At 64.9% G+C, this 19,471-nt stretch carries 17 protein-coding genes; 9 read left to right on the forward strand and 8 right to left on the reverse strand.

What is annotated here, in order from left to right; translation table 11 throughout:
- Nucleotides 1-33: 33 nt before the first annotated feature.
- The 3 genes from AC0L3J_RS19165 to AC0L3J_RS19175 all read right to left on the reverse strand — a co-directional run bounded on the left by AC0L3J_RS19165 (nucleotide 34) and on the right by AC0L3J_RS19175 (nucleotide 2,023).
- A complete protein-coding gene (locus tag AC0L3J_RS19165; protein WP_456765584.1) occupies nucleotides 34-360 on the reverse strand; it encodes a hypothetical protein in 327 nt (108 codons plus the stop codon).
- A 121-nt stretch (nucleotides 361-481) separates the two neighbouring features.
- Complete coding sequence (locus AC0L3J_RS19170) at nucleotides 482-1,612, reverse strand: site-specific DNA-methyltransferase (RefSeq protein ID WP_106945123.1); 1,131 nt, start codon at nucleotides 1,610-1,612, stop codon at nucleotides 482-484.
- 120 nt (nucleotides 1,613-1,732) lie between these two features.
- Entirely contained in the window at nucleotides 1,733-2,023 is a 291-nt protein-coding gene (locus tag AC0L3J_RS19175) for a hypothetical protein (RefSeq protein ID WP_473348067.1), read from the reverse strand.
- Between AC0L3J_RS19175 and ypfJ the strand changes: the two genes are divergently transcribed.
- Nucleotides 2,022-2,957 carry a KPN_02809 family neutral zinc metallopeptidase gene (gene ypfJ, locus AC0L3J_RS19180; protein ID WP_027516429.1) on the forward strand — a complete coding sequence of 312 codons (936 nt, stop codon included), beginning with the start codon at nucleotides 2,022-2,024 and terminating at the stop codon, nucleotides 2,955-2,957. The two genes, AC0L3J_RS19175 and ypfJ, sit on opposite strands and share 2 nt — an antisense overlap.
- Before the next feature lie 134 nt (nucleotides 2,958-3,091).
- Nucleotides 3,092-3,655, forward strand: coding sequence for a molybdenum cofactor biosynthesis protein B (gene moaB / locus AC0L3J_RS19185; protein WP_456765582.1), 564 nt, complete (start codon nucleotides 3,092-3,094; stop codon nucleotides 3,653-3,655).
- Nucleotides 3,656-3,844: 189 nt separating this feature from the next.
- Here the strand turns inward: moaB and AC0L3J_RS19190 are convergent, their stop codons facing one another.
- Together AC0L3J_RS19190 and AC0L3J_RS19195 are read right to left on the reverse strand one after the other, a co-directional pair.
- Complete coding sequence (locus AC0L3J_RS19190) at nucleotides 3,845-4,771, reverse strand: bifunctional helix-turn-helix transcriptional regulator/GNAT family N-acetyltransferase (protein ID WP_456765581.1); 927 nt, start codon at nucleotides 4,769-4,771, stop codon at nucleotides 3,845-3,847.
- 62 nt (nucleotides 4,772-4,833) lie between these two features.
- Nucleotides 4,834-5,409: a glycosyltransferase family protein gene (locus AC0L3J_RS19195; protein ID WP_456765580.1), complete on the reverse strand. Its 576-nt coding sequence runs from the start codon at nucleotides 5,407-5,409 to the stop codon at nucleotides 4,834-4,836.
- A 334-nt stretch (nucleotides 5,410-5,743) separates the two neighbouring features.
- Here AC0L3J_RS19195 and AC0L3J_RS19200 point away from each other — a divergent pair, with 334 nt between their 5' ends.
- Nucleotides 5,744-6,583 (forward strand): RMD1 family protein, encoded by an 840-nt coding sequence (locus tag AC0L3J_RS19200; RefSeq protein ID WP_456765579.1) that lies wholly within the window; start codon nucleotides 5,744-5,746, stop codon nucleotides 6,581-6,583.
- Here AC0L3J_RS19200 and AC0L3J_RS19205 read toward each other — a convergent pair.
- Complete coding sequence (locus AC0L3J_RS19205) at nucleotides 6,577-7,761, reverse strand: acetate/propionate family kinase (protein ID WP_456765578.1); 1,185 nt, start codon at nucleotides 7,759-7,761, stop codon at nucleotides 6,577-6,579. The genes AC0L3J_RS19200 and AC0L3J_RS19205 overlap by 7 nt on opposite strands.
- A gap of 8 nt (nucleotides 7,762-7,769) precedes the next feature.
- Complete coding sequence (locus AC0L3J_RS19210; protein WP_456765577.1) at nucleotides 7,770-10,184, reverse strand: phosphoketolase family protein; 2,415 nt, start codon at nucleotides 10,182-10,184, stop codon at nucleotides 7,770-7,772.
- A gap of 212 nt (nucleotides 10,185-10,396) precedes the next feature.
- On the opposite strand from AC0L3J_RS19210, the gene AC0L3J_RS19215 reads away from it, so the two are divergent.
- From AC0L3J_RS19215 to AC0L3J_RS19230, 4 genes are all read left to right on the forward strand, one after another.
- Nucleotides 10,397-11,560 (forward strand): PA0069 family radical SAM protein, encoded by a 1,164-nt coding sequence (locus AC0L3J_RS19215; RefSeq protein WP_456765576.1) that lies wholly within the window; start codon nucleotides 10,397-10,399, stop codon nucleotides 11,558-11,560.
- Between the two features lie 24 nt (nucleotides 11,561-11,584).
- Nucleotides 11,585-12,040, forward strand: coding sequence for a VOC family protein (locus tag AC0L3J_RS19220; protein WP_456765575.1), 456 nt, complete (start codon nucleotides 11,585-11,587; stop codon nucleotides 12,038-12,040).
- Between the two features lie 77 nt (nucleotides 12,041-12,117).
- On the forward strand, nucleotides 12,118-12,975 hold the full coding sequence (locus AC0L3J_RS19225) for a ribonuclease HII (RefSeq protein ID WP_456765574.1): 858 nt from the start codon (nucleotides 12,118-12,120) through the stop codon (nucleotides 12,973-12,975).
- Nucleotides 12,976-13,073: 98 nt separating this feature from the next.
- Nucleotides 13,074-14,582 (forward strand): glycosyltransferase family 39 protein, encoded by a 1,509-nt coding sequence (locus tag AC0L3J_RS19230; protein WP_456765573.1) that lies wholly within the window; start codon nucleotides 13,074-13,076, stop codon nucleotides 14,580-14,582.
- Nucleotides 14,583-14,705: 123 nt separating this feature from the next.
- Here AC0L3J_RS19230 and AC0L3J_RS19235 read toward each other — a convergent pair whose 3' ends face one another.
- A complete protein-coding gene (locus AC0L3J_RS19235; protein WP_456765572.1) occupies nucleotides 14,706-15,515 on the reverse strand; it encodes a uracil-DNA glycosylase in 810 nt (269 codons plus the stop codon).
- A 135-nt stretch (nucleotides 15,516-15,650) separates the two neighbouring features.
- Between AC0L3J_RS19235 and AC0L3J_RS19240 the strand changes: the two genes are divergently transcribed.
- Both AC0L3J_RS19240 and AC0L3J_RS19245 read left to right on the forward strand, forming a co-directional pair.
- Complete coding sequence (locus AC0L3J_RS19240) at nucleotides 15,651-17,312, forward strand: electron transfer flavoprotein-ubiquinone oxidoreductase (protein ID WP_456765571.1); 1,662 nt, start codon at nucleotides 15,651-15,653, stop codon at nucleotides 17,310-17,312.
- A 336-nt stretch (nucleotides 17,313-17,648) separates the two neighbouring features.
- Nucleotides 17,649-19,451 (forward strand): tetratricopeptide repeat protein, encoded by a 1,803-nt coding sequence (locus AC0L3J_RS19245; RefSeq protein ID WP_007594974.1) that lies wholly within the window; start codon nucleotides 17,649-17,651, stop codon nucleotides 19,449-19,451.
- The last annotated feature ends 20 nt before the right edge of the window (nucleotides 19,452-19,471 follow it).

Below are 19,471 nucleotides of genomic sequence, written 5' to 3' on the forward strand. Positions count from 1 at the left end.
AGTTTGCCGGGCGGTATCTGCGCGCCACGCAGATCAGCCGGCGTAACAAAGGCCGATCGCCGCCGTAATGACCATGGCCGCGCCCACGACCTCCAGGCGCAGCCCGAGCCGGGTCGCGATATGCATGTCGGAGGCCCGCGCCGCGCGCTCCGATCCGCGCGCGTAGCCGTGAACGATGACGTCGTGATTGAAGCTGTCATGGGCCTCGTTGCTGCTGGCGAGCCCGACGCAGACCACGAGCACGCCGAACAAGGCGAGGCCGAAAAATCCCAGCAGCGCGATCAGGAACATCGGAAACATGCCGAGCAGGAAGATCGGCAGCAGCGGCACCAGCAGCAATGTCTCGGACTGTCGTCGCATGGCTCGACCGGTCAAGACGGGGCGTAGGCGGGTAGTCTAGTCCCGGCGGCGGCCGTGTTCAACCAGTCTCGTCATTCCGCGCTCGCGCCAGGAGGCGCGCTCCGGGATGACGAAAGGAAGGCTAGCCCGCCGCCATTCCGGCGCGGATTTCGGCGCGGAGCTCGTCGATCAGCTTGAGACCCTTCTTGGTCTCGATGTGCCAGAAAGTCCAGCCGTTGCAGGCTTGCGCGCCTTGCGCCACCGCGCCCATGCGGTGGATGGAGCCGACCTTGTCGCCGAACATGATGGCGCCGTCGGCGCGGACCAGCGCGCCGAGCTTCTTCTTGGCGTCGAACAGCTTGGTACCGGGCATGATCATGCCACGCTCGATCAATTCCGAGAACGCAACCCGCGGCGCTTCGCGCGCCGTCATGAACGGGGCAAGGCTTGCCTCCGGCAGCGGCTCGACCGCGGCGATGCGCGCTTGTGCCGCTTTCGCATAGGTCTTGTCGCGCTCGAAGCCGATATAGGAGCGGCCGAGGCGCTTCGCGACCGCGCCGGTGGTGCCGGTGCCGTTGAAGGGATCGATCACGAGATCGCCGGGCTTGGAGGACGACAGCAGCACGCGTGCGAGCAGGCCTTCCGGCTTCTGCGTCGGGTGCACTTTCTTGCCGTCGGCGCCCTTGAGGCGCTCCTCGCCGGTGCAGAGCGGGATCAGCCAGTCGGACCGTGCCTGCACGTCCTCGTTGGCGGCCTTCAGCGCTTCGTAGTTGAAGGTGTAGCCCTTGGCCTTTTCGTCGCGCGCGGCCCAGATCATGGTCTCGTGCGCGTTGGTGAAACGGCGGCCGCGGAAATTCGGCATCGGATTGGTCTTGCGCCAGACGATGTCGTTCAGGAGCCAGAAGCCGAGGTCCTGCATGATCGCGCCGACGCGGAAGATGTTGTGATAGGAGCCGATCACCCAGATCGTCGCCGACGGCTTCATCGCGCGGCGGGCGGCGAGCAGCCAGGCGCGGGTGAAGTCGTCATAGGCGGAGAACGAATCGAACTTGTCCCAGTCGTCGTCGACCGCGTCGACATGGGATTCGTCGGGGCGCTTGAGATCGCCCTTGAGCTGGAGATTGTAGGGTGGATCGGCGAACACCAGGTCGACCGAACCAGCCTGAAGCTTCGACATCTCGGCGACGCAATCACCGAGAATGATGCGATGCGATGAAGACTCAAAATTTGTGCGGGGCGCCCTTGCAGACGCCCCGCGACGCGACTCTACCATGACTCAAGAACTCTGACTCAGGCGACGCTGTCGGCGACGCGGGACCAAACAACCGACTGACCGTTACATTGAAGCGGCAAAGTAAAAATCGACTTAACCCGGCGCTTTCGTGAATAGCTCTCACATCGCGCCTTGCACGCGGTTCGCTTCGCGCATTCGCCGTGTTTTGCAGTGTATTTCGCGTTTCTTCGCGTTGCGGCTGTGATCGGAGCGCAAAAAGACTCGAAATTCCTCTCGGAAAAAATTGCTCGATGCCCGGAAAAAATTGCTGGCATTGCCATGCTGTCGCACTAGGCAATAATTGCCGAGCGGGATATTGATTAACGCAATGGAAATTTTACGTGCATGGTGCGTTGAGCTTTGCCGCCTTTGCGCCCAATGATGCCAGCCAGGACCGAGGGAAGCCGCCATGCGCTACGATGATTTCCGCCGCAGCGACGACATCGAGGATCGTCGCGACGATGGTGGCGGCGGCGGTGGAGGAGGCGGGTTCGGCCTCCCCATGGGCGGCGGCGGGCTCGGCATCGGCACCATCATCGTGCTCGGCCTGGTCGGCTACGCCTTCGGCATCGATCCGCGCATCCTGATCGGCGGCGCCGAGATCCTCACCGGTGGCGGCCAGGCGCCGTCCTACCAGACCGATCGCCAGTCGTCGTCCAACGCCAAGCGCGGCGCGCCGACCGACGAGATGGGCAGCATGATCTCCGGCATCCTCGGCGAGATCGACGATCGCTGGAGCGAGATCTTCCAGGCCTCGGGCCAGTCCTTTACCGGTCCGAAGGTCGTGCTGTTCCGCAACGTCACCAATGGTGGGCGCTGCGGCCGGGCGGAGTCGGCGATGGGACCGTTCTATTGTCCGCCCGACAGGACCATCTTCCTCGACACCGGTTTCTTCCGCGAGGTCGAGACACGTTTTCGCGGCTGCTCCGGCAAGTCCGCCTGTAACTTCACCACCGCCTACATCATCGCCCATGAGGCCGGCCATCACATCCAGAACCTGCTCGGCATCATTCCGCGCGTGACGCGCCTGCAGCAGCAGGCCGGCAGCAAGGCGGAGTCGAATGCGCTCCAGGTCAAGGTCGAATTGCAGGCCGACTGCTTGTCCGGTGTCTGGGTCAATCGCGAGGCGAAGAAGCGGCCGAACTTCCTGGAGCCGGGCGACATCGACGCCGCACTCACCACGGCGAGCGCGATCGGCGACGACACGCTGCAGCGCCAGTCCACGGGCCGCGTCGTGCCCGATTCCTTCACCCACGGCTCGGCGGCGCAACGCAAACAGTGGTTCATGACCGGCTACCAGCAGGGCACCGTCCAGGCCTGCAACACGTTTGGGGGCGGACAGTAGGGGTTATCCGTCATCCTGAGGTGCTCGGCAATTGGCAGCCTCGAAGGATGGCGAGCCCGTGGCCCATCCTTCGAGGCGCGCAAGAGCGCGCGCCTCAGGATGACGTCAGTGGTCTGTGAAGAAGGTGCGTTGCAATGACCTCCATCGACGAAACAAAACAGTTCGTCCCGCTCAACATCGCGGTGCTCACCGTGTCCGACACGCGCGCGCTGGCTGACGACAAGTCCGGCCAGACCCTCGCCGACCGTCTCCTTGCGGCCGGCCATCATCTCGCCGCGCGCGAGATCGTCACCGACGACGTCGAGGCGATCCGCGCCGTCATCCGCCGCTGGATTGCGGACGCAGGCGTCGACGTCGTCATCACCACCGGCGGCACCGGCTTCACCGGGCGCGACGTCACGCCGGAGGCGATCGAGCCCTTGTTCGAGAAGCGCATGGACGGTTTCTCGATCGCATTCCACATGCTGAGCCACGCCAAGATCGGCACGTCGACGATCCAGAGCCGCGCCACGGCCGGCGTCGCCGGCGCAACCTACATCTTCTGCCTCCCAGGTTCGCCCGGTGCCTGCCGCGACGGCTGGGACGGCATCCTCAAAGCCCAGCTCGACTACCGCACGCGTCCCTGCAATTTCGTGGAGATCATGCCGCGGCTGGACGAGCACCTGCGCCGGACGAAGGCCCAGGGCGCGACGGTGTGAGTGCTTGCCTCCCTTCCCCCCTTGTGGGGGAAGGTGGCGCGAAGCGCCGGATGAGGGGTTTTCTCCGCAGGCACGAACGCTCGCGGAGACATACCCCTCACCTTACTGAGCGCGCGTCCGCCAGTGCTGCTGCCCTCTCCCGCAAGGGGCGAGGGCACATTTACTTGCATCTCGCTCGTTGCGAGAGTGCTACAGATCCCGCTCCCAGGTCTCGCCGATCAGATCGACACCGAAGCTGTGGTGCTTCTCTTCCTTCACCAGCTTGAAGCCTGCACTTTGATAGATGCCACGCGCGGCGACCAGGATGCTTTGCGTCCACAGCGTCATCTTGCTGTAGCCCCTCTCGCGTGCGCCCTGGATGCATTGCTCGACCAGCGCGCGGCCGACACCGAGTCCCCGCGCTTTCTTCTCCACCTGCAACAGGCGCAGCTTGGCAATCTCATCCGTGGCCTTGACCAGGAAGATCGAGCCGACCGGCTCGCCATCCACTTCCGCAATCCAGCAGTGCTCGCGCGCGGCGTCATAGTTCTTGATGAACTGTGCGCAGATCTCGGCGACCAGGGCCTCGTAGCTCATATCCCAGTTGTAGTCGGCCGCATAGGCGGCGGCCTGCCGGGAGATGACCCACCCTATGTCGCCGACGCGATGGCTGCGCAGCATGAAAGCCGCGGGCTGGCTTCGATGCTCCAGCACAGCCTCGATGGTCGCCATAGCCTGCGTGAGCCGCGTGGCATCGCTGGCCGAAAGCTGAGCCAGCATTGCGGCGACCTCGTTTTGCGAGCCCAGGTTCAGCTTGGCAAAGCTCTGGCGCCCCTTGGCGGTGAGGCTGAGCTGGTATTGCCTGCGATCCGCGGGCAGGGGTCTGCGGGTGATCAGCCCCTTTTCGTCGAAGCTCTGCACGATGCGGCTGAGATAGCCGGGGTCGAGGCCAAGCTCGTTGCCGATCTCCTTTGCGGCAAGGTCGTCCCGTTGTGCGAGCTCGTAGAGCACGCGGGCCTCGCTGAGCGAGAACGGGCTCTTGCCAAGGTGCTGGTCGAGCACGCCAAGCTTGCGGGTATAGAAGCGGTTGAAGGCGCGAACCGCTGCGACGTGGTTCTCGGTACCGTCAAATGACATGGCTCACCTCGATACTTGCCATTGTCAAATAATTATTTGACTTTGGCAAGTATTGAAGTGCTTCAGCCGACCATGACAATCCGGCTGCGCAGCATGATCCGCGACGAGCGGCCGAGCCGCCGGAGCAACCGCGCCTCGGAGCGGCGGGCTTGGGGCGGGTAGCCGCCGATGCGGTCGTAGTGATCACGCGCGATCAAAAGTCCCTGATCGCCGAAGGGACCGACGAGCTTGCGCAGCAGGGCCCAGAGGATATCGCGGAAGCCGGCATCGGCGTAGGGTGAGCGGGCATAGCGGAAGACGGCCGCACGATCTCGGCCGCTGGTCGAGACGGACTGGATAAACTGAGCGGTTTCCTCGATCCAGCCGGTTTCCAGCACGGCGCCCGCGGGGAGGAACATCAGCCAGGACGAACGGGCCTGGAGTGCGCCGGCGGCGAGCGCGGCGCCCTGCGTGGATCCTTCGAAGCCGATGAAACGGCAGCCCGCGACGTCGGCAACGCGCTCGATGACGCCATTGCGGGTGCTATCGACGAGGAGCACTTCCCGGACGATGCCTGCGGCGGCACCGGGTACCAGCGCGGCCAGAGTTGCGACCGCGGTCTGCTCGACGCCTTCGGTCGGAATGATGACGCTCAGCATGATTGAGGCTTCAGTGTCCACACTTCGGGAGAAGCGTAGCTCATTGTCAGGGCGTCATAAAACATGTGGCGCTGCCGAGTGCAACTTTCCGGCCGTGCTTCGGTATACGATGGTAAACCGCTGCAGCCGTCGCATCCAAATTTGTCCCGTACGGGGCGGCGATATTGCCGAATGTGTCGGCGCCGCCCTTGCTTGACCGTATCAGTCCGGAGGTTGCCGCAACATTGCGCGACGCGCAGGCCGTTCGCAATCCTGCATGAAGAGGATGCGATAGCTGACTGACGAGCGCGGGAACGGGAAAAACGTGCAAGCACGCCGCTGACGAGGGCTTCGTATGAACGCTGATCAACTTGCTGTTAACACGCCGGCGACATCTCCCAGGCCGGACAGCGCGCCGATCTTGCGGATTCGGGCGGTGATGCTGGGTGAACGCATCAATCCCTCCGGCCTCGAGCTGGGTGCGACCGTCTCCTCGACCCCGGCCGCCTTCCGCGTCCATGCCGGCCTCGCGGTAATCTTCCGCTACGGCGTCGTGGTGCTGATCGGTCTCCTCCCTTCGGAGGAGAAGGTGCTGATCGACAGCCTGAAGCCCCGCGTGATCGGCGAATTCAGCCCCTACGAGGAGGAAATCGCGCAGGCGCAACTCTGCAAGGATGAAAGCGCCGAGGCGATCCTGCCGGGCGGCCCGATCTGCCTCGCCAAATTCTCCGACGACCGGCTGCTGCTGATCGCGGACGCGCTCGCCAAGAGCACTTCTCTTGCGCGCGACGAGCGGCGTGTCGCCGCGGTCTTCGACGTGATCGAGCCGTTTGCGCGCAAGCTCGCCGAGCAAGGCCGCACACCGCCCCGGCGGAAGGGCATCCTGCAATTGATCGGCAATGCGCTTCTCGTCCAGCAGCGCGTCGCCGGCCGTGTCGCTGTGGCCGAGAAGCCCGACGTGCTCTGGGAGAAACCCGAGCTCGACCGGCTCTATGCCCGCCTTGAAGACGAGTACGAACTGAAGGAGCGCCTCGACACGCTCGAACGCAAGCTCACAGCCGTGTCCGAGACCGCCAACGCGCTCACCGACATCATCGACACCCAGCGCTCGCTCCGCCTCGAGATCGCGGTGGTGGTGCTGATCGTGATCGAGGTCGCGATCGGATGTTTTCAGATCCTTGCCGGCATTCACTGAGCGCCTTGCAACAGCGCCGCGCAATTGCGCGCGATCGTCAGTTCTTCGTTGGTCGGGATGATGAAGACATCGACTGCGCTGTCGCCGCCGCTGATACGCTCGCATCCCTCATCATTCGCAGCCGCATCGATGCGCACACCGAGCCAGTCGAGACGCTCACCGATCGCGCTGCGGATTTCCCCGGCATGCTCGCCGATACCGCCGGTGAAGACCAGGCAGTCCAGCCCGGCAAGCGTTGTCGCCATCGCCGCCACCTCCTGCGCGGCGCGGAAGGTGAAGAGCTCGACCGCCTCCCGTGCCGCAGCTTCGCTGCTCGCAAGCAGCGTGCGCATGTCCGACGCGATGCAGGAGACGCCGAGCAGGCCCGATTCGTGGTAGAGCAGGTGCTGGACATCGTCGACCGACATCTTCTCGTGCTGTTGCAGATAGAGCAGCACGCCCGGGTCGATCCTGCCGCACCGCGTGCCCATCACCAGCCCGTCGAGCGGCGTCAGTCCCATCGTGGTGTCGATGCTGCGGCCGTCGCGCAAGCCGCACAGGCTCGCGCCATTGCCGAGATGCGCGATCACAGTGCGCTTCGCCACGAGCTGCGGCGCGATTCGGGCGAGCCGTCCCGCGACATATTCGAACGAGAGGCCATGAAATCCGTAGCGCCGGATGCCGCGCTCTTCATAACGTCGCGGAATGGCGAAGCGGCTGGCGGGCGGCGCAATGCCGTGGTGGAAAGCGGTGTCGAAGCAGGCGATCTGCGTCAGGTCGGGCCTGATCGCCCTGATGGCGCGGACCGGCGCCAGACACCGCGGCTGGTGCAGCGGCGCCAGCGGCGTCAACGCCTCCAGTTTTGCGGTGACATCGTCCGTCAGCTCGACCGGAGCGGAATAGTCCGGACCGCCATGGACGACGCGATGGCCGACGGCGCGCAAGCGATGGTCGCCGAAACGATCCTCGATGAAGCCGAGCACGTCGACGAACAGATGATCGCTGTCCGCATCCGATGCTTCCCTCCGTCTCTCGAACAGGTCTTCGCCCGCGGGGCTCTTCACGACGAGCCGCGGCTTCGTCTCGTGCTCGTCGAGCAGGCCCTTGCAGAGCAGGGTGGGCTCGGCCGCCGAGATCTCGAACAGGCCGAATTTGATGCTCGACGATCCCGAGTTGAGAACGAGAACGGTGTTCAACATGGCTGCTGTCAGTCGCCTGCCTCCGCCGGCGTGTTGCCGCCGGCGCTGTTCTGCCAGACCCACTCCTGGATTTCCGGCATGTCCTCGCCGTACTCGCGCACATAGCGCGAATGCTCGATCAGCTTGTCGCGGAATTGCTGCTTCACCTGCGCCGCCTTGGTCGCGAGCCCCGGCACGCGCTCGATCGCCTCGATGGCGAGGTGATAGCGGTCGAGCTCGTTGAGCACGACCATGTCGAACGGCGTCGTCGTGGTGCCTTCCTCGGCAAAGCCGCGGACGTGCATGCCGGCGTGGTTGGTGCGGTTATAGGTCAGCCGGTGGATCAGATAGGGATAGCCGTGATAGGCGAAGATCACCGGCTTGTCGCGGGTGAACAGGCCGTCGAAGTCGCGGTCGGACAAGCCGTGCGGGTGCTGCTCCCTGGGTTGCAGCGTCATGAGGTCGACGACGTTGACGACGCGGATCTTCAGCTCGGGCAGCGCCTTGCGCAGCAGGTCGACGGCGGCGAGCGTTTCCAGTGTCGGCACGTCGCCGGCGCAGGCCATCACGACATCGGGCTCGCCATTTGCGTCTTCCGTGCCGGCCCAGCTCCAGATGCCAATGCCGGCATCGCAGTGCGTGGCTGCCTCCTGCATCGACAGCCATTGCGGCGCCGGCTGCTTGCCGGCCACGATGACGTTGATGCGGTCATAGGTGCGCAGGCAGTGATCGGCGATCCACAGCAGCGTGTTGGCGTCCGGTGGGAAGTAAATGCGGACGACGTCGGCTTTCTTGTTGGCGACGAGATCGACGAATCCGGGGTCCTGATGGCTGAAGCCGTTGTGGTCCTGGCGCCAGACATGCGATGTCAGCAGATAGTTGAGCGAGGCGATCGGGCGTCGCCACGGCAGATGCCGGGTCACTTTCAGCCATTTGGCATGCTGGTTGAACATGGAATCCACGATGTGGATGAACGCCTCGTAGCAGGAGAAGAAGCCGTGCCGGCCCGTGAGCAGGTAGCCCTCCAACCAGCCCTGGCACAGATGTTCGCTCAGGACTTCCATCACGCGTCCGTCCTGGGCGAGATGCACGTCGTAAGGTTTTGTCGGCTCCATCCAGACGCGTTCGGTGGCCTCGAACACCGCATCGAGCCGGTTTGAGGCGGTTTCGTCCGGGCCCATGATGCGGAAGTTGCGGGCCTCGGCGTTGAGGCGGATGACGTCGCGCAGGAATTTGCCGAGCTCGCGGGTTGCCTCCGCCACGATGCCGCCCGGCTGAGGGACCTCGACGGCGAAGCTGCGGAAGTCCGGCAGCTTCAGCTCCTTCTTCAGAAGGCCGCCATTGGCGTGCGGATTGGCGCCCATGCGGCGATTGCCTTCGGGCGCGAGCGCCTGGAGCTCGGCAACGAGCGCGCCGTTCGAGTCGAATAGCTTTTCCGGCTCGTAGCTGCGCATCCAGTCTTCGAGAATCTTCAGATGCGCCGGGTTCTCGCGACAGTTTGCTACCGGCACCTGATGTGCACGCCAAAAACCCTCGACCTTCTTGCCGTCGACTTCCTTGGGGCCGGTCCAGCCCTTCGGGCTGCGTAGCACGATCATCGGCCAGCGCGGGCGTTCGACGCTCTCGCGGCCGTCGCGGGCGTGCTGCTGGATCGACCGGATGCTGGCGAACGCGACATCCAGCGCGTCCGCCATGGCCTGATGCATCGGCTTGGGATCGTCGCCCTCGACGAATAGCGGCTCGTGGCCGAGCCCGCGGAAGAGATCGCGGATCTCGTCGTCGCGCATCCGCCCGAGCACGGTTGGGTTGGCAATCTTGTAACCGTTGAGATGCAGGATCGGCAGCACCGCGCCGTCATGCGCAGGATTGAGGAACTTGTTGGAGTGCCAGGACGCCGCGAGCGGGCCGGTCTCGGCCTCGCCGTCTCCGACGACACAGGCGACGATCAGGTCGGGATTGTCGAATGCCGCGCCATAGGCATGCACCAGCGCGTAACCGAGCTCACCGCCTTCGTGGATCGAGCCGGGCGTTTCCGGTGCTGCGTGACTCGGGATGCCGCCGGGGAAGGAGAATTGCCTGAACAGCTTGCGCAACCCGTCGGTATCGCGCGCAATATCGGGATAGATCTCGCTGTAGCTGCCTTCGAGATAGGTGTTGGCGACCATGCCGGGGCCGCCGTGACCGGGACCGCAGACATAGATCACGCTCAGGTCCAGCGCGCCGATGACGCGGTTGAGATGGGCATAAATGAAGTTCAAACCGGGCGTCGTGCCCCAATGGCCGAGCAAACGCGGCTTGATGTGCTCGGGCCGTAACGGCTCGCGCAGCAGCGGATTGTCGAGCAGGTAAATCTGCCCGACGGAGAGATAGTTCGCGGCGCGCCAATAGCGGTCGAGCAGATCGAGGTCGCTGCTCGCTGCGGCCAATTGTTGTTGATTTGTCATGTTCCTGCCGACCTTCACCCGGGATCGTCACCAACCGAGTTCCGGCGAGATCGATCCTTCGGCTGCATCAAACGAGATCGCCGTGACGCCACTGTTGCGTGAGGTCAAAAGCGGGCGCGCGAAGTTTGGGCAGCTCTACTGTGCATGGGGTTGTTTTCACGTTTTTTGGTTTGTGTTCTTGATTTGTTCCATCGACGTGCTATCTTGGCTTCATGAGTCCAGCATCCTCTCATGCTCTCAAGCACCCGCCGGTCACGGCGCCCTCCGAGCCGGCGGGTGCGCCTTCTGACTTCCCTGAGCTGGCGGTCGCCATCGACCGCCAGCGCAGGCGAGGCCGGGGCGCGCAGTCCAACGCCAGCGGCCGCTTTGAGGCCGAGGCGCGCGTCGCATTCGACGATGGCTGGCAGAGCCTTGAAGAGCTGCCTCCGTTCAAGACCACGGTCGGGGTCGACACCTCGCGCAAGGTGATCACCCGCAACGAATCTCCCGACATCGGCTTCGACCGTTCGATCAATCCCTACCGCGGCTGCGAGCACGGCTGCGTCTATTGCTTCGCGCGGCCGACCCATGCCTATCTCGGCCTGTCGCCGGGGCTCGACTTCGAGTCGAAGCTGTTCGTGAAGCCCGAGGCGCCGGCGCTGCTCGAGAAAGAGCTTGCGGCGCCGGGCTACGAGCCGCGGATGATCGCGATCGGCACCAACACCGATCCCTATCAGCCGATCGAACGCGAGCGCAAAATCATGCGCGGCATTCTGGAGGTGCTGGAACGCGCCGGCCATCCCGTCGGGATCGTCACCAAGTCGGCACTGGTGACCCGCGACATCGACATTCTCGCGCGCATGGCCAAGCGCAACCTCGCCAAGGTCGGGATCTCCGTGACCTCGCTCGATCCCAAGCTGGCGCGCACCATGGAGCCGCGGGCGTCCACGCCGTCGAAGCGGCTGGAGGCGCTGAAGCAGCTTTCCGAGGCCGGCATTCCGACCACCGTCATGGTCGCGCCCGTGATCCCCGCGCTGAACGATTCCGAGATCGAGCGCATCCTGGATGCCGCCGCCCATGCCGGCGTCAAGGAGGCCTCCTACGTGCTGCTGCGGTTGCCGCTCGAGGTGCGCGATCTCTTCCGCGAATGGCTGATGGCGAATTATCCGGACCGCTATCGTCATGTCTTCACGCTGATCCGCGACATGCGCGGCGGCCGCGACTACGACGCGAAATGGGGCGAGCGCATGAAGGGCACCGGCCCGATGGCCTGGACCATCGGCCGCCGCTTCGAGATCGCCTGCGACAGGCTCGGGCTGAACAAGCGGCGCTCCAAGCTGACGACGGATCATTTTGCCAAGCCGAAGCGGAACGGCGATCAGCTCAGCCTGTTCTGAGGGACGAAGTGGGAGAGGCGTCGTATGAGCAAGGAACTGCCAGCTCCAATCCCGCGGCTCACCGTCATTACGCTAGGCGTGAATGACATCCGCGCCAGCATTGCCTTTTACGACGCGCTTGGTTTCTCGCGCCGGCTCAAGGCGACCGGCGAGGCCGTTGCGTTCTATGACACCGGCGGTCCGGTGCTCGCGCTGTTTCCCTGGGATCAGCTCGCGGTCGACGCCAAATTGCCGGATCATCCGAGGCCATCGACGTTTCGTGGCATGACGCTCGCGTGGAACTGCCGCGCGCCTGAGGAGGTGGACGCGGTGCTGGCCTTCGCCGTCAGCAAGGGCGCCGCGCTGCTGAAGGCCGCGCATGAGACCGACTATGGCGGTTATTCCGGCTATTTCGCCGATCCTGACGGCCATCCCTGGGAAGTCGTGGCCGCGCCCGGCATCGAAGTCGGCGAGGACCGGCGGGTGCATCTGGCGGAATAGGGCGGCTGACTTGAATAACGGGAATTGTTCGAGGTTCCCGGTTGCGCAGGCCATGCCGCTTGCGCACGATCCCGGCCATGATTCGGGATCAATCCGCCAAGAAGCCGGCCAAAGGCGCGTCCAAGAAGGTTGCGCCTGAGAACAAGAAGGCTGCGCCTAAGAACGAGAAGGTTGCGCCGAAAAAAATTGCCAAGGCGCTGGCCGGCACCAAGAGCGCCATCATCGTCGCCCCAAGCTTCCGCCGCGAGCGCGCGCTGATCAAGCGCGGCGTCTGGCCGGTGGCGGGCTGCGATGAGGCCGGCCGCGGGCCGCTGGCCGGTCCTGTGGTGGCGGCGGCGGTGATTCTCGATCCCGACCGCATCCCACGCGGCATCGACGATTCCAAGCGCCTGACCGCCGAGGAGCGCGAAAGGCTGTTCGACAAGATCTGCGCCACCGCCCAGGTCTCGGTGGCCGTCGCCTCGCGCGCCCGCATCGACCGCGACAACATCCTGCGCGCCTCGCTATGGGCGCTGAAGCGCGCCGTCGTGGCATTGCCCGAGCAGCCCCGGCACGTCTTCGTCGACGGCCGCGACCGGCTCGACACGGCATGCGATTGCGAGGCCGTGATCGGCGGTGACGGCATCGTCCTGTCGATCGCAGCGGCCTCGATCATCGCCAAGGTGACGCGGGACCGCCTGATGTGCGCGCTGGCTCAGGACTGTCCCGGCTACGGTTTCGAGCAGCATAAGGGCTACGCCGTGCCTGAGCACCTCGACGCGCTCAACCGCCTCGGCCCCACCGTCCACCACCGCAGCTTCTTTGCCCCCGTCGCCGCCGCCCGCGCCAAGCACATGCCCTGGACGGTCGAGCCGGCGCAGGATCTATTTGCGGTGACCGAGATCGAGCTGCAGGTGGACACGAGCCTGGAAGTCGACACGGCGGCAAATCTCTAGACGAGACTCGGTTGCCACGACGCGTCGCGCCCTCTATCAAAATAGTCGTGAGCGAATAGGGCCGGCTTCACGGGTTGGCTGCATCTTTCGGACGTTGCATGCGGTTTACCTCCCTGGTCATCGAGCTCATTCGCGCGCGGCCGCGGCTGATCGTCTGGATCGCCGTGCTGCTCCAGGCCGCGATGTGGCTGTTCGTGGCGCTGGTGTTTTATCGCAGCCCGCCCGGCAGCCTCGCGACGCTGCTGGCCTTCGGCCGCGAATACCAGGTCGGCACTGATTTAGGCCCGCCCTTGCCGGTCTGGCTCGCCGACATCGCCTATCGCGCTGCCGGCGGCCACGTGTTCGGCGTCTACATCCTGGCGGAGCTCTGTGGGGTCGCGACCTTCATCGCGCTCTATCATCTGTCCCGCGCGGTGGTCGGCCCCCAGCAGGCTGTGCTGGCCGTGCTGCTGACCATGACGCTGCTGGCCTTCTCCTCGCCCGTACTCGACTTCGGCCCGCTGGTGCTGGCGCGGCCGCTCTGGGCACTGCTGCTGCTGCATTCCTGGCAGATCATCGGACAGCGCCGCGGCAACGCCTGGTTTGCCTGGTCGATCGAGGCGGGCCTCCTGCTGCTGACGACGCCGGCTGCGATCTTCCTGCTGTTGCTGATTGTCGTCTTCGCACTCGCAACCGCGGACGGCCGCCGCACGCTGCGCGCATTCGACCCGCTGTTTGCGCTGGTGGTCGTCGCCGTGCTGGCATTGCCCTATGCCGTCTGGCTGATGCGCGCCGAGGTGCTCGTCCTGCCGGCCTTGCCTGCGGTCAGCGAGCTCAATGCCCGCGCGCTGCACGCGGCCTGGCTGCTCGGGGGGCTCCTGCTCGGCGCGGCGGCGATCCCGGCGCTGACCGTGCTCAACACCGGCCTGTTCGTTCCCAAGAGCGAGGAGGCGCCGATCATCTACCGCCCGCCGGTCGAGCCGCTTGCGCGCAATTTCGTCTATTTCTTCGCGCTGGCGCCGGCGCTCGGCGCGGTGCTGATCTCCGGCCTGCTGGGCCTCGACGCGGTCGTCGGCGGCGCCGGCGTCGTGCTAGTGTTGTCGGGGCTTGCCGTGGTCGTGGGGGCCGGCGATCTCATCGCGATGCGCCGCGCGAGGATGCTGCGGATGGTCTGGGCGGCCGCCGTCATCGCGCCCGCAATCGGCGTCGTGCTCGCCGTCCTGCTCCTGCCGTGGACCGGTGCCAACGAGATCGCGACCTCGATGCCGGCGCGCGCGATTTCGGACTTCTTCGACGAGAGCTTTGCTCGCCGCACCAATCATCGTCTGCGCGCGGTCGCCGGCGAGACCCAGCTTGCCAGCCTGATCACGCTGCATTCCGGCCGGCCCCATCTCTTCATCGATGCCCAGCCTTCACGCACGCCGTGGATCAATCAGGCCAAATTCAGCGAGACCGGCGGCGTCGTGGTCTGGCGCGCCTCCGATACCGCCGGCACCCCGCCGCCGGACATCCTCGCGCGCTTTCCCGGCATCGTCCCGGAAGTCCCGCGCGCCTTCGAATGGCTGGTGACCGGACGCCAGCAACTGCTGCGCATCGGCTGGGCCATCGTGCGGCCGAAGGGGACGTAGTCGCTCGCTCTTCGTCGTCATTGCGAGGAGCCCTTGCGACCAAGCAATCCAGTATCCCTCTGCGGAAAGATTCTGGATTTGCTTCGCTGCGCTCGCAATGACGGGGAGAGGTCGTACGCCTCCTCACGCGCCCGCCAGCACCTTCGCGATCGCGCGGAGATCCTGCCAGGCGAGCCGCTTGTACGACGGCGAGCGCAACAGATAGGCGGGATGGAAGGTCGGCAGCGCGCGGATGGTGCGCGCGCCCGTCTCGTAGTCGAACCAGCGGCCGCGGGTGCGCATGATGCCTTCGCGGGTCGACAGCAGCGTCTGCGTCGAGGGATTGCCGAGCGTCACCAGCACATCCGGATTCACCAGCTCGATCTGGCGCTGGATGAACGGCAGGCAGATTTGCGTCTCCTGCGGCGTCGGCGTGCGGTTGCCGGGCGGCCGCCAGGGAATCACGTTGGCGATGTAGGCCGTGGTGCGGTTGAGGCCTATGGCTCCGATCATCAAATCGAGCAGCTTGCCGCTGCGCCCGACGAAGGGCAGCCCCTCGATGTCCTCGTCGCGGCCCGGTGCCTCGCCGACGAACATGATGCGCGCCTGCGGATTACCGTCGGCGAAAACCAGCCGTGTCGCGGTGTGCTTCAGCGCGCAGCCGTCGAAGCTCTGCATCAACTCGCGCAGCGCCTCCAAGGTCGGCGCGGTGCGTGCGGCCTCGCGCGCCGACGCGATCGCGATGTCGGGCGCGGGGGCCGCCTCGCCGCGCAACACTGCCGGTGCGGCGGCCGGCCGTGGGGCTTCGACCGGAGGTGGCGCGCGCGGGGCCGGAGGTGGAACATCCAATTCCGCCAGGCGGTCGATCGGTTCCTCCGCGAGCGTGCAATCGACTCCGGCCTCCAGATAGAAGGCGAGAAGCTCTCGGACCGTGGGTGCGGGTTCTGGGATCATTGGAAAGTCTGACTATTAGTCCAGTTTGGGGCGCCTTGCACCCCGGCGAAACGCATTTCCGAGGTTGTCCTACCCGGAAAAATCGGAAACAAGAGGGCGCAATCGACCAAGGACCGTCTCAAGGGCTGAGATCAGATGAGCACCGAAGAACTTCCCCCGCGCGAATCCATGGAATTCGACGTCGTCATCGTCGGCGCCGGCCCCTCGGGTCTGGCTGCAGCGATCCGGCTGAAGCAGATCAATGCCGATCTCAACGTCGTCGTGGTGGAGAAGGGCTCCGAGGTCGGTGCGCATATTCTCTCCGGCGCCGTGATCGATCCGGCCGGGCTCGACAAGCTGATCCCGGACTGGCGCGAGGATTCCGATTGCCCTCTGAAGACCCAGGTGAAGGACGACCGCTTCTACTGGATGACGGGCGGTGGCGCGATCAGGCTGCCTAACTTCATCATGCCGCCGCTGATGGACAACCATCACTGCTATATCGGCTCGCTGGGGAATGTCTGCCGCTGGCTGGCGCGCAAGGCAGAGGCCCTCGGCGTCGAGATCTATCCGGGCTTTGCCGCCGCCGAAGTGCTCTATGACGAGCAGGGCGCGGTGAAGGGCATCGCCACCGGCGACATGGGCATCGGCCGGGACGGTAAGCCGAAGGACTCCTTTACCCGTGGCATGGAATTGCTCGGCAAGTACACGCTGTTCGCGGAAGGCGCGCGCGGCAGCCTGACTAAACAGCTCATCGCGAAGTTCGCGCTGGATACCAAGAGCGAGCCGGCGAAGTTCGGCATCGGGCTCAAGGAAGTCTGGCAGATCGATCCCGCCAAGCACCAGAAGGGCATGATCCAGCATTCGTTCGGCTGGCCGCTCGATCTGAAGACCGGCGGTGGCTCGTTCCTCTATCACTACGACGACAACCTCGTTGCCGTCGGCTTCGTCGTGCATCTCAACTACGATGACCCGTATCTGTCACCGTTCGACGAGTTCCAGCGTTTCAAGACGCATCCCTCGATTCGCAGCACCTTCGAAGGCGCCAAGCGGCTCGCCTATGGCGCGCGCGCCATCACCGAGGGCGGCTATCAGTCGGTCCCGAAACTCAGCTTCCCCGGCGGCGCCCTGATCGGCTGCGCGGCCGGCTTCGTCAACGTTCCCCGCATCAAGGGCGTGCACAACGCGATGGGCACGGGCATGCTCGCCGCCGAGCACGTTGCGTCCGCCATTGCCGCCGATCGCGCCAATGACGAGATCGTCGACTACGAGAACGCCTGGCGCTCCTCCTCGGTCGGCAAGGATTTGTTCCTGGTCCGCAACGTCAAGCCGTTGTGGTCGAAGTTCGGCACGGTGCTCGGCGTTGCGCTCGGCGGCTTCGACATGTGGTGCAACACGCTGTTCGGCGGTTCGCTGTTCGGCACCCAGTCGCACGCGAAGCCCGATCGTGCGACGCTCGATCCGGCCAAGACCCACGCGCCGAGAACCTACCCGAAGCCGGACGGCAAGATTTCCTTCGACAAGCTCTCGTCGGTGTTCCTGTCCAATACCAATCATGAGGAAGACCAGCCGGTCCATCTCAAGGTTACGGACATGAACCTCCAGAAGACCTCCGAGCATGACGTGTTTGCAGGTCCGTCGAATCGCTATTGCCCGGCCGGCGTCTATGAGTGGATAGAGGAAGGTTCGGGTCCGCGCTTCCAGATCAACGCTCAGAACTGCGTCCACTGCAAAACCTGCGACGTGAAAGACCCCAACGGCAACATCACCTGGGTTCCCCCGGAGGGCGGCGGCGGTCCGAACTACGAGGCGATGTAGGCGGGGTCAGCAAGCCACGATCCAGGTGACCAAGGCCCAAGGGCGACCAATATTGCGTGACCTTGGCCCTGCGACGCACGTTCGCGTGAGAACCCGGCCGCGGTCGCGGTCCGTGGTCACGATAAGGCCATACTGGCGGCGTCTTGGGGCGCTCTTGACCGGTCACTTGGTCGATTTGGGGCGTGCGGAGGGGATCGTCCGGCCCGAATCCTTGCGGTGAAGCGCCAAAAGCGGCATTGTCGGCCCGACGGTTCCGGGTCCCCATGCCACCGGCCGCGTTCGCATGCGATACGGCCTTCTTCAGACCCAGGCACTACCAACTCAAGGCGAGCCCTGATGTTTTCAAATCGTTTCAACCGCTGGACTGTTGCCGCCATCGCCCTCATGGGCACAGCGATCGCGACGGTCCCCGGCAGGGTCCTGGCGCAGACGCCGGATCATCCGTCCGACACGGCGGCGCAGTTTCCGACCCGAAACGATCTGAAGGCGCTGACCACTTCCGGCAGCTATCTCGCCGCCCGCCACGCCAGCGTCGAGCGCGATGCGGCCTCCGCCGCCGCGTTCTATCGCTCGGCCCTGCGCACCGATCCCAAGAACAACGAGCTGCTCGACCGCGCCTTCATCTCCTCGGTTGCCGACGGCGACATCGATGAGGCCGTCAAGCTCGCCGAGCGCATCCTGACCATCGACAAGACCAACCGCGTTGCGCGCCTCGTCGTCGGCGTGCACGATCTCAAGTTCAAGAAGTACGCGACCGCGCAGACCAACATCAACCAGTCGATCCGCGGTCCGATCACCGATCTCGTCGCCACTCTGCTGTCGGGCTGGGCCGCCTATGGTGCGGGCGATGCCAAGGGCGGTGTCGCCACGATCGACAAGCTGGCTGGTCCGGAATGGTATCCGCTGTTCAAGGATCTCCATGCCGGCATGATCCTCGAGCTCGCTGGCAAGGAGAAAGACGCCGGCGCCCGGTTCGAGCGCGCCTACAAGCTCGACGATTCCATGCTGCGCGTCACCGAGGCCTATGCGCGCTGGCTGTCGCGCAACAAGGACTCGGCCGCCGCGACCACGGTCTACCAGGCTTTCGACAAGAAGCTCGCCCGCCATCCGCTGATCGTGGAAGGGTTGCGCGACACCAAGGCCGGCAAGAAGATGCCGCCGCTGGTCGATAGCGCGCAAGCCGGCGCCGCAGAAGCGCTCTACGGCATCGGCGCCACACTGACCCGCCGCGGCGGCGAGGATCTGGCGCTGGTCTATCTCCAGCTCTCGCTCTACCTTCAGCCCACCCATCCCCTGGCGCTGCTCTCGCTCGCCGATCTCTATGAATCGGTGAAGCGGCCGCAGATGGCGATCAAGGTCTATGAGCGGGTGCCGGCGTCCTCGCCGCTCAAGCGCAACGCCCAGATCCAGCTCGCCATCGATCTGGATTCCGCCGACCGCACCGACGAGGCGATCAAGATCCTCAAGGGCGTCACCACTGAGGATTCCAAGGATCTCGAAGCCATCATGGCGCTCGGCAACATCGAGCGCGGCCGCAAGAAGTTCGGCGAATGCGGCGCGACCTATTCGCAAGGGGTCGACGTGCTGCCGGCCGGCAACGACAAGGCCAACAGCGTCTGGTATTATTATCGCGGCATCTGCGAGGAGCGCTCCAAGCAGTGGGGCAAGGCGGAAGCCGACATGAAGAAGGCGCTCGAGCTGCAGCCCGACCAGCCGCACGTCCTCAACTATCTCGGCTATTCCTGGATCGACCAGGGCATCAATCTCGACGAAGGCATGAAGATGATCAAGCGGGCGGTCGAGCAGCGCCCGGATGACGGCTACATCGTCGATTCCCTCGGCTGGGCCTATTACCGCATTGGCAATTACGAGGACGCGGTGAAGAACCTCGAGCGCGCCATTGACCTCAAGCCCGAGGATCCCACCATCAACGATCACCTTGGCGACGCCTATTGGCGCGTCGGCCGTACGCTGGAAGCCAAGTTCCAGTGGGCGCACGCCCGCGATCTCAAGCCCGAAGCGGATGAACTTCCGAAGATCGAGGCCAAGATTGCAAACGGTATGACCGACGACAATTCGAACTCCTCGGCTGCGCAGGCGGAGAAGGAGAAGAAGAAGGACGACGGCAAGGGCGGCTGAGTGAGTTGAAGTTGGGGGCG

The sequence above is a fragment of the Bradyrhizobium sp. Kon37 genome, from assembly GCF_055807535.1.

Excerpts from the sequence above, each read along its gene's own strand:
- AC0L3J_RS19225 (WP_456765574.1), top strand. The coding sequence starts at position 12,118 with ATGATTCGGGATCAATCCGCCAAGAAGCCGGCCAAAGGCGCGTCCAAG.
- ypfJ (WP_027516429.1), top strand. The coding sequence starts at position 2,022 with ATGCGCTACGATGATTTCCGCCGCAGCGACGACATCGAGGATCGTCGC.
- AC0L3J_RS19215 (WP_456765576.1), top strand. The coding sequence starts at position 10,397 with ATGAGTCCAGCATCCTCTCATGCTCTCAAGCACCCGCCGGTCACGGCG.
- AC0L3J_RS19190 (WP_456765581.1), bottom strand. The coding sequence starts at position 4,771 with ATGTCATTTGACGGTACCGAGAACCACGTCGCAGCGGTTCGCGCCTTC.
- AC0L3J_RS19205 (WP_456765578.1), bottom strand. The coding sequence starts at position 7,761 with ATGTTGAACACCGTTCTCGTTCTCAACTCGGGATCGTCGAGCATCAAA.
- AC0L3J_RS19210 (WP_456765577.1), bottom strand. The coding sequence starts at position 10,184 with ATGACAAATCAACAACAATTGGCCGCAGCGAGCAGCGACCTCGATCTG.
- AC0L3J_RS19170 (WP_106945123.1), bottom strand. The coding sequence starts at position 1,612 with ATGGTAGAGTCGCGTCGCGGGGCGTCTGCAAGGGCGCCCCGCACAAAT.
- AC0L3J_RS19230 (WP_456765573.1), top strand. The coding sequence starts at position 13,074 with ATGCGGTTTACCTCCCTGGTCATCGAGCTCATTCGCGCGCGGCCGCGG.
- AC0L3J_RS19220 (WP_456765575.1), top strand. The coding sequence starts at position 11,585 with ATGAGCAAGGAACTGCCAGCTCCAATCCCGCGGCTCACCGTCATTACG.
- AC0L3J_RS19235 (WP_456765572.1), bottom strand. The coding sequence starts at position 15,515 with ATGATCCCAGAACCCGCACCCACGGTCCGAGAGCTTCTCGCCTTCTAT.
- AC0L3J_RS19175 (WP_473348067.1), bottom strand. The coding sequence starts at position 2,023 with ATGGCGGCTTCCCTCGGTCCTGGCTGGCATCATTGGGCGCAAAGGCGG.
- AC0L3J_RS19165 (WP_456765584.1), bottom strand. The coding sequence starts at position 360 with ATGCGACGACAGTCCGAGACATTGCTGCTGGTGCCGCTGCTGCCGATC.
- moaB (WP_456765582.1), top strand. The coding sequence starts at position 3,092 with ATGACCTCCATCGACGAAACAAAACAGTTCGTCCCGCTCAACATCGCG.
- AC0L3J_RS19240 (WP_456765571.1), top strand. The coding sequence starts at position 15,651 with ATGAGCACCGAAGAACTTCCCCCGCGCGAATCCATGGAATTCGACGTC.
- AC0L3J_RS19200 (WP_456765579.1), top strand. The coding sequence starts at position 5,744 with ATGAACGCTGATCAACTTGCTGTTAACACGCCGGCGACATCTCCCAGG.
- AC0L3J_RS19245 (WP_007594974.1), top strand. The coding sequence starts at position 17,649 with ATGTTTTCAAATCGTTTCAACCGCTGGACTGTTGCCGCCATCGCCCTC.
- AC0L3J_RS19195 (WP_456765580.1), bottom strand. The coding sequence starts at position 5,409 with ATGCTGAGCGTCATCATTCCGACCGAAGGCGTCGAGCAGACCGCGGTC.